The sequence below is a fragment of the Streptomyces sp. CA-278952 genome (genome assembly GCF_028747205.1).
Lineage (GTDB): Bacteria > Actinomycetota > Actinomycetes > Streptomycetales > Streptomycetaceae > Streptomyces.
On sequence record NZ_CP112880.1, the window covers coordinates 7,107,734 to 7,126,422 of the forward strand.

Annotated in this window: 4 protein-coding genes; all 4 read right to left on the reverse strand. The window is 72.6% G+C overall.

Going from position 1 to position 18,689, the window contains the following annotated elements:
* Positions 1–14: 14 nt before the first annotated feature.
* Positions 15–1,271 carry an activator-dependent family glycosyltransferase gene (locus N7925_RS31560; RefSeq protein ID WP_274346585.1) on the reverse strand — a complete coding sequence of 419 codons (1,257 nt, stop codon included), beginning with the start codon at positions 1,269–1,271 and terminating at the stop codon, positions 15–17.
* A 2-nt stretch (positions 1,272–1,273) separates the two neighbouring features.
* Complete coding sequence (locus N7925_RS31565; protein ID WP_265602870.1) at positions 1,274–2,128, reverse strand: thioesterase II family protein; 855 nt, start codon at positions 2,126–2,128, stop codon at positions 1,274–1,276.
* A gap of 97 nt (positions 2,129–2,225) precedes the next feature.
* Positions 2,226–8,468 (reverse strand): type I polyketide synthase, encoded by a 6,243-nt coding sequence (locus N7925_RS31570; protein WP_274345863.1) that lies wholly within the window; start codon positions 8,466–8,468, stop codon positions 2,226–2,228.
* Between the two features lie 54 nt (positions 8,469–8,522).
* The gene (locus N7925_RS31575) at positions 8,523–18,668 is read right to left on the reverse strand and encodes a type I polyketide synthase (RefSeq protein WP_274345864.1); all 10,146 of its coding nucleotides are present in this window, start codon (positions 18,666–18,668) and stop codon (positions 8,523–8,525) included.
* Between the last annotated feature and the right edge of the window lie 21 nt (positions 18,669–18,689).

Consider the following 18,689-nt stretch of genomic DNA (forward strand, 5'->3'; position numbering starts at 1 on the left):
CCGACCCCCGTGGTTCAGCGCCGCCGGTACTCGGCGGTGAGCCGCTCGATCTCGGGCACCAGCCGGGCCGGCGTCGGGTTCTCCAGGTTCTCCAGACGCAGCCGGTCGGCGGCCTTGCGGTACGACTCGTCCTCGACGAGCCGGCGCACGCTCTCCCGCAGCACGTCGGGCGTCAGCTCGGTGGCGTGCACCGCGATGCCCGCGCCGTACTCCTGGAGCCCGTTCGCCTTGTTCCACCAGTCCGCGTACCGGATGGTAGGGATGAACTGCGGCACGGCGTTCACCATCGCGGTGCCCCACGAACCGAATCCGCCGTGGTGGATGAGGGCCGAGGCGCCGGGCAGCACCGCGTGCAGCGGCACGAAGTCGACGACCCGGGTGTTGTCCGGGATCCGCGATATCTGCCCGGCCTCCTCCTCGCCGAGCGCGGCGACCACCTCGACGTCCATCTCGCCGAGGGTGCCGATGATCTCGTCGACGGGCATGAACGTCCCACCGAGCGCGGCCCGCGCGGAGATGCCCGAACACAGCACCACCCGCGGCTTCGCGGGCGGCTCCCGCAGCCAGTCCGGGATCAGCGACGGGCCGTTGTACGGCAGGTACCGCATCGGCAGCCGGTTCAGCCCCAGCGGCAGCTGCTGGCTGGTGGGCACCTGATCGGTGCTCCACTGCCCGACCACGACCTCCTCGTCGAAGTCGGAGCCGTAGCGGGACAGGATGCCGCCGAGCCAGTCGGCCATCGGGTCCTCGCGCCGCTCCGGCGGCTGCTCCCCGCTGCGCCGCAGGAAGACGTCGCGCATCGCCGCGTAGATGTCGGTGCACCACAGCAGCCGGGTGTGCGCCGCGCCCACGATCCTCGCGGCCACCGGGCCTGCGTAGCACGCCGAGTCCCAGACGACCAGATCCGGCTGCCAGTGCCGCGCGTAGTCGATCAGCTCGTGCATCATGCCGTCGTTGTAGGTCTGATAGGCGAACGTGACGCTCACCTTGAACTTCATCAGGACCTCCTCCCAGGTGTGCGCCTCCGGGACCGGGTTGCTCCAGTCCGACAGAGGGTTCTCCAGGGAGTCGCGGTTGGCCGCGAGCATCTCGTGCAGATTGTGGTCGGTGCCCACCGACACGGCGGTCAGACCCGTGGAGCGGATCCCGTCGGCGAGCGCCGGGTTGCTCGCGACGTGCACCTCGTGCCCGGCGGCGGACAGCGCCCACGCCAGCGGCACCATCGTGTACAGGTGGGACTTCTCGGAAACGGTGGCGAACAGGACGCGCATCGTCACACGGCCTTTCTGTCGCCGAAGGGCGACCTGGTGTCATCGGGACGGAGAGCCGGCGGCGTGAGGGCGCCGCCGGGAAGCGGACCCGAGAGGGCGCCCGACGCGCGCAGCGCATCCACGACGACGTCGACCACCTCCCGCTTGCGGCCGCCGAGATAGAAGTGGTCGCCGGGCAGGACGTGGAAGGCGAACGAGCCCGTGGTGTGGTCGCGCCAGGTGGCCACCTCGTCCGGCTCGACCCGGGGATCTGCGTCCCCCGTCAGCCCGATGATGTCGCAGCGCAGCGGCGGGCCCGGCCGGTACTCGTACGTCTCCGCCGCCTTGTAGTCGCTGCGGATGGCGGGCAGCGCGAGCTGGAGCAGCTCGGGATCGTCCAGCACACGCCCGTCGGTACCGCTGATCCGCCGCAGCTCCTCGACGATCCCCGCGTCGTCCCGCAGATGCACACCGATGCTCCGGTGCACCGACGGCGCCGGCCGCCCGGAGGCGAAGAACACCGCCGGGACGACGTCCAGTTCGCCTTCGAGGAGCCGGATCAGCTCGAAGCCGACACTCGCCCCCATGCTGTGCCCGAACAGGGCGAGCGGCCGCTCGCGCGCCCGTTCCCCGAGGGCGTCGAAGACGCCGCGCGCCATCTCCTGGACATTCTCGATCCGGGGGTCGAGCCGCCGGTCCTGGCGGCCCGGGTACTGCACCGCGAGCACCTCCACCTCGGGCGGCAGGAGCTCGGAGAAGGGGAACCAGAAGCTCGCGGCACCCCCCGCGTGCGGCAGGCACACGAGGGTGACCTCGGCCGCCTGGCGCGGGTGGTATCTGCGCAGCCACAGACTCTCCTGTGTCGTGGGTGATGCCATATCGATCGTGGTACTCCGTTTCACTGCATCGGGCCGGGGGACGTACGCGCGGACCTCCCGCACGCACGCCCCCCGGACGAAGGGGTTCTGTGGCGGGTCAGCGGGACAGCCGCGCGATCCAGTCCTCGATCGCCTGCGCCGTCTCGACGGAGTGCTCCTCCATCATCGAGAAGTGGTTGCCCCGGACGTCCACGACGTCGTGCGGCAGCTCCCAGAAAGACCGCCAGTCGGGGAGTTCCTCCAGGCGCAGCGAACCGGTGGACAGCGGCTCGGTCGCCCGCACCAGCAGCGTCGGGACCTCCACCGGCTCCGGCTCCCAGGTGCCGAACATGTTCAGATACCAGCCCATGGCCGACAGCCGTGCGTCGTCCATCGTCACGAAGACGCCCTCGCGCTCGGTCATCCCGTCCATCAGGGACAGCCCGAACTGGTTGAGGATGCTGCTCTTGGGCACGTACGTGTCCACCAGCACCACACCGGACGCCTCGACGCCCCGCCGGGCGAGCGCCGCGGCCGTGCCGTGCGCGAACCAGCCGCCGGCCGACGAGCCGAGCAGCACGACGGGCGCGCCGTCGGCGGCCTCGGCCACCGCCTGCGCCTGCGAGTCCATCACGGCCGCGACATCCTCCGGCAGGCGCTCGCCCCGGCCGAAACCGGGCAGCGCCAGGGCCGACACGTTGCGCTGTCCGCGCAGCGACGCGGCGTACCGGGCGTACTGGTGGATGCCGGCCACGGCGAGGCAGGACGAGAAGCAGAACATGTGGTGCGGTGCCGATCCCTTGCTCAGCAGCACCGGACTCGGACGCCGTTCGAGCTCCTCCGGCGTGCGGAACCGGGGCCGCAGCGCCGCCGTCGCGTGGAGCAGATCGAAGATCTCCTTCCACTGGCCCGTCTCGAACGCCCGGGTGTACTGCGTGAGCAGCGAGTGCGAACCGCCGTCGTCCGACGCACGCGCCGCGGACGCCACGGAGCCGCCCTCGTCCGCGTCACCCGACGCCCGCAGCTCCGCCGCGAGATGCGAGGCGAGCGCTGCCGCCGTCGAGTGGTCGAACACCAGGGTCGCCGGCAGCCTCAGCCCGGTGGCGGTGGCCAGCCGGTTGCGCAGCTCGACCGCCGTCAGCGAGTCGAAGCCCGAGTCGGCGAACTCGTGGTCCGCCCCGATCGCGGACGCGTCCGCGTGCCCGAGGACCGCCGCCACCTGGGCGCGCACCGCCTCCAGCATCAGGCTCTCCTGCTCGGCCTCGCCGAGCCCGGCCAGCCGCTCACGCAGCGAGTCCGCACCGCCGGACGACGAGGCCCGCCGTGCCGCGCCCGCGCGCCGCGCCGGCCCGCGCACCAGACCGCGCAGCAGCTGCGGCACCGAACCGGAGGCCGCGCCCGCGCGCAGCGCCCGCTGGTCCACCCGCATCGGCACCACGAGCGCCGGCCCGTCGAGCCCGAGCCCGAGGCTCAGGTCGAGCAGCTCCAGCCCCTCCTCTGCGCCGAGGGCGGCGACACCGGACCGCGTCGGCTGAGCGGAGGCCGCCCGGCCGCCGGTCATGCCGCTGTCCTGCGCCCACAGACCCCAGGCGAGCGACGTCCCGAGCAGCCCGTTCGCCCGGCGGTGCTGGGCGATCGCGTCCAGATAGCCGTTGGCCGCCGCGTAGTTGCCCTGCCCCGCGCCGCCCAGCACACCGGCGGCCGACGAGAACAGGACGAACGCGTCCAGGTTCATCTCCAGGGTCAGTTCGTGCAGCAGCAGGGCCGCGTCCGCCTTCGGACGCAGCACCCGGTCCACCTGCTCCGGCGCCAGCGAGCCGAGGGTGCCGTCGTCCAGGACACCCGCCGTGTGGAACACGCCCACCAGCGGGTGCTCCGCCGGGACCGAGGCGAGGAGCCCCGTCAGCGCGTCACGGTCGGCGGCATCGCAGGCGGCGAGCGTGACCGTCGCGCCGAGCGCCGTCAGCTCTTCCCGCAGCGCCTGCGCGCCGTCGGCCCCGGGACCGCGCCGGCTGGTCAGCAGCAGATGACGGACACCGTGGCGGGTCACCAGATGCCGCGCGACCAGACCGCCCAGCGAGCCGGTCGCACCGGTGATCAGCACCGTCCCGTCCGGTGAGATGGGCAGCGGCGCTCCCGCCGCACCGGCCGGCACCCTGTTCAGTCCGGGAACGCGCAGCCCGCCCTCGCGCACGGCGAACTGTGCCTCACCGGACGGCAGAGCGACGGCCAGCGCCCGCGCCGAGCGAGGATCGTCGTCGAGGTCGGCCAGGACGAAACGGTCCGGGTTCTCCGTCTGCGCGGAGCGCACCAGGCCCCAGACGGCGGCCTGGGCCAGGTCGGTCACATCGGCATCCGGCTCGGTGGCCACCGCGCCGCGGGTCACGAACACCAGCCGCGCATCGCCGAACCGCTCGTCGGCGACCCGGGCCCGCGCCTGCTCCAGCGCCTCACACACCGCGTCCCGCGCCGACGAGGCGAGTTCCGGCGGACGGGGTGAGCAGGACATGAGGACGAAGGCGGGGGCCGCGGTGCCCGCGTCCACGGCGGCACCGAGCGACTCCAGGTTCGCGTACGACTCCACGTGCACACCGGCGTCGAAGAGGCTCTCCGTGATCTTCAGCCCGTCGTCCCCGATGAGCGCGGCCCGCACGAGGGGTGCGGGCATCCGCTCGCCGGCACGCGGCGCGGTCCAGTCGAGCCGGAACAGCGACGGATGCGCCGACCCGCCGGCGGCGGGCGCCACCGGCGTGTCGCCGGACATCCTGCGCAGCACCAGACTCTCGATCCGGGCCACGGGGGCACTCGTGCCGTCGGCGATGTCGAGGCTCACCGCCTCGCCCCCGCCCGACGGCGCAATCCGCACCCGCACGTCGGTGGCGCCGGAGGCGTGCAGACTCACCCCCGTCCACGAGAACGGCAGCCTGCCCTGCGTGTCGCCGCCCTCCTGACCCGCGTCGAGCACCGGGCCGAGCGCGATGCCGTGCAGGGCGGCGTCGAGGAGCGCGGGGTGCAGGCCGTAGGAGGAGGCGGAGGCGTGCTGCTCCTGGGGGAGGCGGACCTCGGCGAAGACCTCGTCACCGCGGAGCCAGGCCGCGGTGAGGCCCTGGAAGGCGGGGCCGTAGGCGAAGCCGTTGGCGGCGAACCGCTCGTAGAGGTCGTCGACGTCCAGGGGCTCCGCGCCCGCCGGCGGCCACGCCGCGTCCAGGGCGGCGGGGGCCACCGCGTCGGGCGCGAGCATGCCCGACGCGTGCCGGGTCCACGGCTCGCCGAACTCGGCACCGTCCGTGCGGGAATGGACGGTCAGCGCCCGCCGTCCCGCCTCGTCGGCCTCCTCCACGGTCACCCGCAGCGCCAGGGCCTCACCCGCGGACAGCACCAGGGGCGCCTCGAGGGTCAGTTCCTCGACCTGCTCGCAGCCCACCTGGTCGCCGGCCTGGACGGCCAGTTCGAGGAACGCCGTCCCCGGCAGGATCACCGTGCCGCCCACCGCATGGTCGGCCAGCCACGGCTGACCGCCGAGCGCCAGCCGCCCCGTGAGCACCAGCGACTCCGCGTCCGGCAGCTCGACCGCCGCGCTCAGCAGCGGGTGCTCCGTCGCCGCCTGACCCGCACTGCCCGGGTCCCCCGCGGTGTCCCCGCCCTCCAGCCAGTAGCGGTGGCGTTGGAAGGGGTAGGTGGGGAGGGGGGTGGTGTGGGTGTGGGGGATGAGGGTGTTCCAGGTGGGGGTGTGTCCGGTGTTGTGGGTGTGGGTGAGTGCGGTGGTGAGGGTGGTGGGTTGGTGGCGGTTGGGTCGTTGGGTGGGGATGTGGGTGGCGTGGGGGTGGGTGGTGTGGGCGAGGGCGGTGAGGGTGGGGGTGGGGCCGATTTCGAGGTAGCGGACGACGTTGTGGTTGGTGAGGGTGGTGATGGTTTGGTGGAAGAGGACGGTGTTGCGGATGTGGTTGGTCCAGTAGTGGGGGGTGGTGATGTCGGTGGGGGTGTGGCTGGTGGTGTCGGCGGGGTTGCCGGTGAGGTTGGAGATGATGGGGGTGGTGGGTTGGTGGTAGGTGAGGGTGTGGGCGGTGTGGAGGAAGTCGTCGAGGATGGGTTGCATGAGGGGGGAGTGGAAGGCGTGGGAGACGGTGAGGCGTTTGGTTTTGATGCCGTTTTTTTCGGCTTGTTCGGCGAGGTGGAGGGTGGTGGTTTCGTCGCCGGAGATGACGGTGGTGTGGGGTCCGTTGACGGCGGCGATGCCGACGTGGTGTTCGTGGCCTTGGATGAGTTCTTGGGTTTGGGTGTGGGGGAGTTGGAGGGAGATCATGGCGCCGCCGGTGGGGAGGTGGTGCATGAGGCGGGCGCGGGTGGTGATGAGGGTGGTGGCGTCGTGGAGGGTGAGGATGCCGGCGATGTGGGCTGCGGTGATTTCGCCGATGGAGTGGCCGGCGAGGTAGTCGGGGGTGATGCCGAAGGATTCGATGAGGCGGTAGAGGGCGGTTTCGTAGGCGAAGAGGGCGGGTTGGGTGTAGAGGGTTTGGTTGAGGCGTTCGGGGTGGTTGCCGAAGATGGTTTCGTGGAGGGGGTGGGGGAGGTGGGGGTCGATGAGGGTGCAGATGTGGTCGAAGGTGTCGGCGAAGGTGGGGTAGGTGGTGTGGAGTTCGGCTCCCATGCCGGGGTGTTGTGCGCCTTGTCCGGTGAAGAGGAAGGCGGTTTTGCCGGTTTGGGTGTGGGTGATGGGGGTGGTGGTTTTGGTGATGTGGTCGAGTTGGGTGAGGAGGTCGTTGCGGTTGGTGCCGATGGCTGCGGCGCGGTGGGGGAAGGCGGTGCGGGTGGTGGCGAGGGAGTGGGCGATGTCGGTGATGGTGTGTTCGGGGTGTTGGCGGATGTGGGTGGCGAGGCGGCGGGCCTGGTCGCGGACGGCGTCCTCGTTGCGGCCGGAGATCACCCAGGGCACCGGCCATGGCACACCTGTCTCGGCCGGGGTCTCCACCGGCTCCACCACCGGCGCCTGCTCCACGATGACATGCGCGTTGGTACCGCTGAATCCGAAGGCCGACACACCCGCACGACGCGGGGCACCCGTCTCCGGCCACGGCTGTGCCTCGGCGAGCAGCCGGACCGCTCCCGACTCCCAGTCGACGTTCCGCGAACCCTCCTGCGCGTGCAGCGTCTTGGGCAGCAGCCCGTTGCGTATCGCCATCACCGTCTTGATGACACCGCCGACGCCGGCCGCCGCCTGGGTGTGCGCGATGTTCGACTTCAGCGAGCCGAGCCACAGCGGCCGGTCCGCGGGACGGTCCTTGCCGTAGGTGGCGAGCAGGGCGCCGGCCTCGATCGGGTCGCCGAGCGAGGTGCCGGTGCCGTGCGCCTCCACCGCGTCGACCTCCGCGGCGGTCAGGCCCGCGTTGGCCAGCGCGGCGCGGATCACCCGCTGCTGGGAGGGCCCGTTGGGAGCCGTGAGACCACTGCTCGCGCCGTCCTGGTTCACGGCCGAACCCTTGACCACGGCCAGCACCTGGTGCCCGTTGCGCTGGGCGTCGGACAGCCGCTCCAACACGAGCATGCCGACGCCCTCGCCCCAGCCGGTGCCGTCGGCATCGGCGGAGAACGCCTTGCAGCGCCCGTCGGTGGCGAGCCCCCGCTGGCGGCTGAAGTCGACGAACGCGACGGGGGTCGACATGACCATCGACCCGCCGACCAGAGCCAGTTCGCACTCCTCGGCGCGCAGCGACCGGGCCGCCAGATGGATGGCCACCAGTGACGAGGAACAGGCGGTGTCCACCGTGATGGCGGGGCCCTCCAGGCCCATGGTGTACGAGATCCGCCCGGCGGCGATGCTGCCGGAGCCACCCGCCCCGACATAGCCCTCGACATCGTCGGGGACCTGACGCAGCCGCGACCCGTAGTCCTGGTACATCACCCCCGCGAACACGCCCGTCCTGCTGCCCTTGAGCGTGGAGGGCGCGATGCCGGTGCGCTCGACGGCCTCCCACGCGGTCTCCAGGAGCAGACGCTGCTGCGGGTCCATGGCCAGCGCCTCACGCGGCGAGATCCCGAAGAAGGCCGCGTCGAAGTGGTCGGCCTCCGTCAGGAAGCCGCCCTCCCGGGCGTAGCTCGTGCCGGGCGTGTCCGGGTCCGGGTCGTACAGGGCCTCCAGGTCCCAGCCCCGGTCGGTCGGGAATCCGCCCACCGCGTCCCGGCCCTCGGCCACCAGGTCCCACAGGTCCTCCGGCGAGCTCACCCCGCCGGGATAACGGCATGCCATCCCGACGATCGCGATGGGCTCCCGGTCCCTGTCCACGGCATCCTTCAGCCGGCGGCGGGTCACATGGAGATCCGCCGTCACGCGCTTCAGGTAGTCGCGAAGCTTTGCCTCACTCACCGTTGCTCTTCCTTTCGTTCACAGCCATGGCGTGTCTCCGCGACAGCCGTCGGGTCAGAGGCCGAGTTCGTTCTCGATGAAGTCGAAGATCTCGTCGTCGGAGGCGGATTCGATCCGTTCCGCGTCCGCGTTCGCCGCCGAGGCCCGCGCCGGGGCGATCTGCGCGAGCAGGGCCTCCAGACGGTCCGCGATCCGTGTCCGGGACTCCTCGTCCCCGGCGAGCCGCGTGAGATCCAGTTCCAGGCGGTCGAGCTCCGCGAGCGAGGCGAGAGCAGGGCCGGCCGGCATATCGGCCGGCGCGATCTCCGCCTCCAGGTACTCGGCGATCGCCCGCGATGACGGATAGTCGAAGAGCAGGGTCACCGGCAGCCGCAGACCGGTCGACTTGCCCAGCTGGTTGCGGAGTTCGACCGCGGTCAGCGAGTCGAAGCCGAGGTCCATCAGCCCCCGCTCGTGATCGACGGCCGCACTGCTCGTGTAGCCGAGGACACCGGCGACCGCCGTTCGGACCAGGTCGAGCAGGTACGGGCCGTGCTCGGCCTTCGGCAGGGTGGCCAGGTGCTCCCTGACCCCGCGCACCGGAGCCGCCCCGCCGCCCGCGGCGGCCCGCCGGACGGGTGCGCGGCCGCGGCCGGCCGGAACCAGGTCCCGCAGCAGCGCGGGCGCGGGACCGCGCGAGCCCAGCGAGACGAGATCGAACCGCGCCGGCAGGACGACCGCCGCGTCCAGTGCCCGGGCCCGCTCGAAGAGCTCCGTGCCGTCCGCAGAGGAGAACGGCACGATGCCGCCCCGGGCGAGGCGCCCCAGATCGCTGCCGCCGAGCTTGCCGGTCATCTCGCTGCGCTCCTCCCACAGACCCCAGGCCATCGAGCGCACGTCGTGCCCCCGGGCCCGCGTGTGCTGGGCGAAGGCGTCGAGGAACGCGTTGGCCGCCGAGTAGTTGCCCTGGCCCATGCCGCCGAAGGATCCGGCGATCGAGGAGAACAGGATCAGCGGCACGCCGCGCTCCGCCGTCAGCTCGTGCAGGTGCAGTGCCGCGTCCACCTTCGGCGCGAACACCCGGTCCACCCGCTCGGAGGTGAGCGAGGTGACGACCCCGTCGTCGAGGACACCGGCGGTGTGGACGACCGCGCTGAGCGGGCGGTCGGCCGGCACCGTGGCGAGCAGCGCCGCGAGCGCGTCCCGGTCGGAGGTGTCACAGGCCGCGAGGGTGATCTCGGCACCCAGCGCGACGAGTTCGGCCCGCAGCTCCTCGGCACCCTCGGCGGCGGGGCCGCGACGGCTGGTCAGCAACAGGTTCCGGGCCCCGGACGCGGCCAGATGACGCGCCATCACGCCGCCGACGGTGCCGGTCGCGCCGGTGATCAGCACGGTGCCGGACGTGTCCCACGACGGGACGTCCGCGGCGGGGGCGGCCGTGGCGACGGCGATCCGAGCCACCGTCACCCGCCCCTCACGCACGGCGAACTGCGGCTCGTCGCCGGCGAGCGCGAGGGCCAGCGCACCGAGCGACCGGGGATCGTCGTCGACGTCGGCCAGCACGAAGCGGTCCGGGTTCTCCGACTGGGCGGACCGCACCAGGCCCCAGACGGCCGCGTGCGCCAGGTCGGTCACGTCGCCGTCCGGCTCGGTGGACACGGCACCGCGCGTCACGAACACCAGCCGCGCGCCCGCGAACCGATCCTCCGCCAGCCAGCCCTGAACCAGGGCGAGCGCCCGGTGCACGGCCGCGCGGACCACGTCGGCCGTCGCGCCGTCCTGCGGCACGTACGGCGCAACGACCACGTCGGGCACCTGTGCCGCCTGCGCGAGACGCACCAGGTCAGCGGGCTCGCGCACCTCGAAGCCCGGCAGCACCGGCGCCTCACGCGGCTCCGAGGGGGCGGCCAGGTCGACCCAGACCGGCTGGTAGAGCGCGTCCGGGCCGGCACCCGGCGCGGCGCCGAGCCGTGCCGGGCGCGCACGCAGCACGAGCGAGCCGACCGTGGCCACGGGCCGGCCGAGGGCATCCGCGACCGTCAGCGACACGGAGTCGGCGCTCAGCCCGGTCAGCCGCACCCGCAGCTCGGCAGCGCCGGACGCGTGCAGCGCGACATCGGACCAGGAGAACGGCAGCAGCCCTTGGTCGTTCTGGAGCTTCGGGCCGAGCGCGATGGTGTGCAGGGCGGCGTCGAGGAGCGCGGGGTGCAGGCCGTAGGCGGAGGCGGAGGCGTGCTGCTCCTGGGGGAGGCGGACCTCGGCGAAGACCTCGTCACCGCGGAGCCAGGCCGCGGTGAGGCCCTGGAAGGCGGGGCCGTAGGCGAAGCCGTTGGCGGCGAACCGCTCGTAGAGGTCGTCGACGTCCAGGGGCTCCGCGCCCGCCGGCGGCCACGCCGTGAGCTCGTCGTCGCCCTCGGCGACGCCCGTGGCGAGGACACCGGAGGCATGCCGCGTCCACGGCAGCTCCGCCTCCGCGTCCTGCGGGCGCGCATACACGGCCAGGGAGCGGCTGCCGTTCTCGTCCGGCTCGTCCACCACCAACTGCAGCGTCACCGCACCCCGCTGCGCCAGCAGCAGGGGCGCTTCGAGGGTGAGCTCCTCCACACGGTCGCAGCCGACGCGGTCGCCGGCCTGGACGGCCAGTTCGAGGAAGGCCGTCGCCGGCAGGATCGCCGAGCCGGAGATCGCGTGATCCGCGAGCCACGGCTGGCTGCCGACCGCCAGCCTGCCGGTCAGCACCAGCTTGTCGGAGTCGGCGAGCGTGACGGCCGCGCCCAGCAGGGGATGTCCGGCCGTGACCAGCCCTGCGGACGACACGTCCCCGTCTCCGTCCGTGGCCTCCAGCCAGTAGCGGTGGCGTTGGAAGGGGTAGGTGGGGAGGGGGGTGGTGTGGGTGTGGGGGATGAGGGTGTTCCAGGTGGGGGTGTGTCCGGTGTTGTGGGTGTGGGTGAGTGCGGTGGTGAGGGTGGTGGGTTGGTGGCGGTTGGGTCGTTGGGTGGGGATGTGGGTGGCGTGGGGGTGGGTGGTGTGGGCGAGGGCGGTGAGGGTGGGGGTGGGGCCGATTTCGAGGTAGCGGACGACGTTGTGGTTGGTGAGGGTGGTGATGGTTTGGTGGAAGAGGACGGTGTTGCGGATGTGGTTGGTCCAGTAGTGGGGGGTGGTGATGTCGGTGGGGGTGTGGCTGGTGGTGTCGGCGGGGTTGCCGGTGAGGTTGGAGATGATGGGGGTGGTGGGTTGGTGGTAGGTGAGGGTGTGGGCGGTGTGGAGGAAGTCGTCGAGGATGGGTTGCATGAGGGGGGAGTGGAAGGCGTGGGAGACGGTGAGGCGTTTGGTTTTGATGCCGTTTTTTTCGGCTTGTTCGGCGAGGTGGAGGGTGGTGGTTTCGTCGCCGGAGATGACGGTGGTGTGGGGTCCGTTGACGGCGGCGATGCCGACGTGGTGTTCGTGGCCTTGGATGAGTTCTTGGGTTTGGGTGTGGGGGAGTTGGAGGGAGATCATGGCGCCGCCGGTGGGGAGGTGGTGCATGAGGCGGGCGCGGGTGGTGATGAGGGTGGTGGCGTCGTGGAGGGTGAGGATGCCGGCGATGTGGGCTGCGGTGATTTCGCCGATGGAGTGGCCGGCGAGGTAGTCGGGGGTGATGCCGAAGGATTCGATGAGGCGGTAGAGGGCGGTTTCGTAGGCGAAGAGGGCGGGTTGGGTGTAGAGGGTTTGGTTGAGGCGTTCGGGGTGGTTGCCGAAGATGGTTTCGTGGAGGGGGTGGGGGAGGTGGGGGTCGATGAGGGTGCAGATGTGGTCGAAGGTGTCGGCGAAGGTGGGGTAGGTGGTGTGGAGTTCGGCTCCCATGCCGGGGTGTTGTGCGCCTTGTCCGGTGAAGAGGAAGGCGGTTTTGCCGGTTTGGGTGTGGGTGATGGGGGTGGTGGTTTTGGTGATGTGGTCGAGTTGGGTGAGGAGGTCGTTGCGGTTGGTGCCGATGGCTGCGGCGCGGTGGGGGAAGGCGGTGCGGGTGGTGGCGAGGGAGTGGGCGATGTCGGTGATGGTGTGTTCGGGGTGTTGGCGGATGTGGGTGGCGAGGCGGCGGGCCTGGTCGCGGACGGCGTCCTCGTTGCGGCCGGAGATCACCCAGGGCACCGGCCATGGCACACCTGTCTCGGCCGGAGTCTCCACCGGCTCCACCACCGGCGCCTGCTCCAGCACCACATGCACATTCGTGCCACTGACACCGAAGGACGAGACGCCCGCACGACGCGGCGCCCCCGTCTCCGGCCAGTCGCGGGCCTCCGTCAGCAGCTCCAGAGCGCCGGAGGACCAGTCGATGTCCGGTGAACGCACCTCGGCGTGCAGCGTCTTGGGCAGCACGCCCTTCTCCAGGGCGAGTACCGTCTTGATGACGCCCGCGATTCCCGAAGCCGCCTGAGTGTGGCCGATGTTCGACTTCAGCGAGCCGAGCCACAGCGGCCGGTCCGCGGGACGGTCCTTGCCGTAGGTGGCGAGCAGGGCGCCGGCCTCGATCGGGTCGCCGAGCGAGGTGCCGGTGCCGTGCGCCTCCACCGCGTCGACCTCCGCGGCGGTCAGGCCCGCGTTGGCCAGCGCGGCGCGGATCACCCGCTGCTGCGCGGGACCGTTGGGCGCGGTGAGGCCGTTGCTCGCGCCGTCCTGGTTGACCGCCGAGCCCTTCACCACGGCCAGCACCTGGTGCCCGTTGCGGCGCGCGTCGGACAGCCGCTCCAGCAGCACCATGCCCACACCCTCGGCCCAGCCCGCGCCGTCCGCGTCGGCCGAGAACGCCTTGCAGCGCCCGTCCGGTGACATCGCCCGCTGACGGGAGAACTCGATGAACGTGTCCATCGTCGACATCACGACGACACCGCCGGCGAGCGCCATCGTGCACTCGCCCTGCCGGAGCGACTGTGCCGCCTGGTGCAGGGCGAGCAGGGAGGAGGAGCATGCGGTGTCCAGGGTGAGCGCCGGGCCCTCCAGACCGAACGTGTAGGAGATGCGGCCCGAGGCGACACTGCTCGCGCTGCCGGTGGCGAGGTAGCCCTCGAACTCCTCCGGCGCGCGCCGGAAGCGCGAACCGTAGTCGTTGTAGCTCGCGCCGAGGAAGACACCGGTGCTGCTGCCCCTGACGCTCTTGGGGGTGATCCCGGCCCGCTCGAACGCCTCCCAGGTGGTCTCCAGCAGCAGTCGCTGCTGGGGGTCGATGGCAAGCGCCTCACGCGGGGAGATCCCGAAGAACGCCGGGTCGAAGTGGTCGGCGTCGTACAGGAATCCGCCGGCCGTCGCGTAGAACGTCCCGGGCTTGTCCGGGTCCGGGTCGAACGTGCCCTCGATGTCCCAGCCGCGGTTGGCGGGGAAGTCCGACACGGCGTCGCGGCCCTCGGCGAGCAGCTCCCACAGCTCCTCCGGGCTGCGGACCTCGCCGGGCAGTCGGCAGCTCATCGAGACGATCACGATCGGGTCGTCGTCGGCGGCCGCCGGCGCGAGGACGGGCGCGCCGGCCGCCGTGTCGGCGCCGGTCTCGCCGATCAGTTCGGTCAGCAGGTAGGCGGTGAGCTCCGTGATCGTCGGATAGTCGAAGACCAGGGTGACCGGCAGCCGGGTGCCGGTGGCGGTGCTCAGCCGGTTGCGCAGGTCGACCGCGGTGAGCGAGTCGAATCCCAGCTCCCGGAAGGCACGCTCGGGTTCGACGTCCTCGGGCCCGGAGAAGCCGAGCGCGGCCGCGACCTCCGTGGCCACGACGGCGGCAAGGTCGGCCGCCGCCGCCTCCCTCGGCTGCGCGGCGAGCCGCTGGGCCAGTTCGCCCGCGGGTGCGGGGCCGCCCGCGGTGTCCGTGCCCCCGGCGCCGGTGGCCCGTGCCTCGGGCAGGTCGCGCAGCAGGGCCGCGGACTGCAGATGGGGGGAGGCGCCGACGAGCCGGTCCCACTCGATGTCGGCGACGGCCACCTGGACGTCCCCCGCCTCAAGGGCGCGGTGGAGTACGTCGATCGCCGTCCCGGGCGCCATCGCGGGCATGCCCGTGCCGCGCAGCCGCGCCTCGGTCGCCTCGTCCACCAGGCCGCCTCCGGCCCACGGCCCCCACGCCACCGAGGTGGCGGGCAGCCCGTCGGCGCGGCGCCGGGCGGCGAGCGCGTCGAGGAAGGCGTTGGCGGCGGCGTAACTGCCCTGGCCGGGGCCGCCGACCGTACCGGCGAAGGAGGAGTAGAGCACGAAAACGTCGAGCGGGAGATCCGCGGTCAGCTCGTGCAGATGGAGCGCTCCGTCCACCTTCGGCCCCAGCACACCCGCGGAGCGCTCGGGGGTGAGGGCCGAGATCAGGCCGTCGTCGAGCACCCCGGCGGTGTGGACCACGCCGCGCAGGGTGTCGCCCTGCTCCGCGAGTTCGGCCAGCAGTGCCGCGAGCGCCTCGCGGTCCGCGGTGTCGCAGGCGGCCACGGTCACCCGGACACCCGTGGCGCGCAGTTCGTCGGCGAGCTCCGGCGCGCCGGGGGCGTCGAGGCCGCGTCGGCTGGTCAGCACGAGGTGTTCGGCGCCGTCGGCCGCGAACCGGCGGGCGAGCCGCGCGCCCAGGCCGCCGGTGCCGCCGGTGACGAGTACCGTGCCGCGCGCCGTCCACGGGGTGCCGCCGCCGGAGTGGGGGGCGGCGCGGACCAGCCGGCGGCCGTACGCGCCCGAGGCCCGCAGGGCGACCTGGTCCTCGCCGTCGGCGTGCCCGGCGAGCAGCGCGCACAGCCGGTCGGCCGCGCGGGCGTCGAGTTCCTCGGGCAGGTCGACGAGGCCGCCCCACCGCTGCGGGTACTCGATCCCGGCGATCCGGCCCAGTCCCCAGGTCGTCGCCTGGAGCGGCCGGGCGACGCCCTCCGCGCCGGTGACCGGGACACCGCCCTGCGTGGCGCACCACAGCGGCGCGTCGGTGCCCGTTTCCGCGAGCGCCTGCACCAGAGCCGTGTTGAGCACCAGGCCGGCGGGCTGCGCGCTGCCCGGCGCGTACGGCTCCTCGTCGAGGGCGAGCAGCGAGAGCACCCCCTCGGGAGCGGTGTCCCCGGCGGCCTCCCGCAGGAGCCCGGCGACCCGGCCCCCGGCGGCGTCGTCGGCCGCGAGGTCCAGACGGACGACCCGCGCCCCGTGTGCCCGCAGCGCCTCCTCGCACCGGGCGGCCTCCGCCGCCCCCCGAGGTGCGGCGAGCACCCAGGTCCGTCCGCCCAGCACCTGGTCGCGCGGGGACGCGCCGACCTCGCCCAGCGGCTTCCATGTCACCGTGTAGCGCCAGGAGTCGAGCGCCCCCGTGCGGCGCAGACGGTTCCGCCAGGACGCGAGAGCCGGGAGCACCGAGCCGAGGGTGGCATCGGAGAATCCCGCGGTCTCCCACTGGAGGGCGCGGGCGAGCGCGTCCAGGTCCTCGCCCTCGACGGCGCTCCAGAAAGCGGACTCGGCGGGGTCGCCGGCCGCCTGCGGAACCGTCGCCGCCTCGTCGTGCAACCAGTAGCTCCCGCGCTGGAACGCGTAGGTCGGCAGGTCCACGAGCGGTGCGCCGGCCAGGCCGAACGCGGGGCTCCAGTCGACCGCCGCGCCGCGGACATGGGCCTCGGCGAGGGACGCGGCGAAGCGCCGGGCCCCTCCGTCGTGGCGGCGCAGGGTGCCGATGGCGTGGGTGTGGGGGGCGGTTTCCTGGATGGGGAGGGTGAGGACGGGGTGGGGGCTGCATTCGATGAAGAGGTGGTGGCCGGTGGTGGCGAGGGTGTCGATGGTGGGGGCGAGGCGGACGGTTTCGCGGAGGTTGGTGTACCAGTAGGCGGCGTCGAGGTGGGTGGTGTCGAGGTGTTGGCCGGTGACGGTGGAGTGGAAGGGGATGTCGGCGGTGCGGGGTGTGATGGGGGCGAGGAGGTCGAGGAGTTCGTTGTGGATGGTTTCGACGTGGGCGGAGTGGGAGGCGTAGTCGACGGGGATGGTGCGGGTGCGTGTGCCGTTGGTGTCGCAGGTTGCCTGGAGTTCGTGGAGTGCTTGCGGGTCGCCGGAGACGACGGTGTTGGTGGGGCCGTTGATGGCGGCGAGGGAGAGGCGGCCGTTCCATGCGGTTATCTGTTCGCGTACTTGGTCGGCGGGGAGGGCGATGGACATCATGCCGCCGTGGCCGGCGAGGTGGCGGGCGATGGTCTGGCTGCGGAGGGCGGTGATGCGGGCTGCGTCGTCGAGGGTGAGGGCGCCGGCGATGACGGCGGCGGCGATTTCGCCCTGGGAGTGTCCGACGACGGCGGCGGGGGTGATGCCGGCGGTGCGCCAGAGGTTGGCGATGGCGATCATGACGGCCCATAGGGCGGGTTGGACGACGTCGACGCGGTCGAGGCCGGGTGCGTTGTGGGTGCCGCGCAGGACGTCGGTGAGTTTCCAGTCGACGTAGGGGGTGAGTGCTTGTTCGCAGTCGGTGATCGACTGGGCGAAGGCGGGGGAGGTGTCGAGGAGTTCGACGGCCATGCCCTCCCACTGGGAGCCCTGCCCCGGGAACACGAACACCGGCCGGACCTCCGTGGCGGCGGCACCCTCGCCGCGCACCACCGCATCCGACGCGCGGTCCCCGGCCAGCGCGGACAGACCCGCCATCAGAGCGGCCCGGTCCTCGCCGAGGACGACGGCACGATGGTCGAACGTGGCACGGTGGGCGACCAGGGAACGCGCCACCCCGGCGAGCGGCACACCGGGCTCCGCCTCCACCCGGGCGAGCAGCCGCTCGGCCTGGGCCCGCAGCGCCGGCCGGCTCCTGGCCGACAGGATCCACGGCACGCTCTCCCCGCCCACCCGCGACTCGGCGGGAGCGGCGGCCCCGCCGTCGGACGGCTCGTCGGGCGCCTGCTCCAGAATGGCGTGCACATTGGTGCCGCTGGCGCCGAAGGCGGACACACCCACCCGGCGCGGACGACCGGTCCCGGGCCACGGACGCTCCTCGGTGAGCAGTTCCACCGCGCCCGACTCCCAGTCGATGCGCGTGGAGCGCTCCTCGGCGTGCAGCGTCCTCGGCAGCACGCCGTGACGCATGGCCATCACCATCTTGATCACACCGCCGACACCGGCCGCCGCCTGCGGGTGGCCGATGTTCGACTTCAGCGAGCCGAGCCACAGGGGCCGGTCCGCGGGACGGTCCTTGCCGTAGGTGGCGAGCAGGGCGCCGGCCTCGATCGGGTCGCCGAGCGAGGTGCCGGTGCCGTGCGTCTCGACCGCGTCGATCTCGTTCGCGGTGAGACCGGCGTTGGCCAGCGCCTTGCGGATCACCTTCTGCTGGGCACGGCCGTTGGGGGCGGTCAGGCCGTTGCTCGCGCCGTCCTGGTTGGTCGCCGTGCCCCGGATCACCGCGAGCACCGGATGCCCGTTGCGGCGCGCGTCCGACAGCCGCTCCAGGAGCACCATCCCGACGCCCTCGCCGAGCCCCATGCCGTCCGCGCCCTCGGCGAACGCCTTCGACCGGCCGTCCTGCGCGAGACCGCGCTGCCGGGCGAACCCGATGAGACCCATCGGCGCGCCCATGACGGCAGCGCCGCCCGCCAGGGCGAGCGTGCAGTCGCCGTGGCGCAGTGCGTGGCACGCCTGGTGCAGGGCGAGCAGCGACGAGGAGCACGCCGTGTCCAGGGTGACCGCGGGGCCCTCCAGACCCAGGGTGTAGGCGATCCGCCCGGACATGATGCTCGCCGAGATGCCGGTGACCAGGTGGCCCTCCAGCCCTTCCGGCATGTGCATCCAGTTGGGCACGTACCCCTGGTAGGCGGCGCCCACGTACACACCGGTCCTGCTGCCGCGCAGGGTGCCCGGGTCGATGCCCGCCCGCTCGAACACCTCCCAGGAGGTCTCCAGCAGCAGCCGCTGCTGCGGGTCCATCACGGTGGCCTCGCGCGGCGAGATGCCGAAGAACGCGGGGTCGAACCGGTCGGCGTCGTGGAGGAAACCGCCCTCCGTGGCGTAGACGGTGCCCTGCTTGTCCGGGTCCGGGTCGTAGAGCCCGGCCAGGTCCCAGTCACGGTTGCCGGGGAAGCCGCTGATGGCGTCCCGGCCCTCGCGGACCAGCTCCCACAGCTCCTCGGCCGATGCCACCCCGCCCGGGTAGCGGCAGCTCATCGCCACGATGGCGACGGGCTCCCGAGAGGCCTCCGTCATCTGCTGGTTGATCTGGCGCAGCCGTTCGGTCTCCTTGAGGGACTCGCGCAGCGCGCCAATGACCTTCTCGGTGCTGTTCGTCATGTCGGTTCCGCCACCCGTCCG

What these genes read in the sequence shown, in the direction of transcription:
- N7925_RS31560 (WP_274346585.1), bottom strand. Translation starts at nt 1,271, where the DNA reads ATGCGCGTCCTGTTCGCCACCGTTTCCGAGAAGTCCCACCTGTACACG.
- N7925_RS31565 (WP_265602870.1), bottom strand. Translation starts at nt 2,128, where the DNA reads ATGGCATCACCCACGACACAGGAGAGTCTGTGGCTGCGCAGATACCAC.
- N7925_RS31575 (WP_274345864.1), bottom strand. Translation starts at nt 18,668, where the DNA reads ATGACGAACAGCACCGAGAAGGTCATTGGCGCGCTGCGCGAGTCCCTC.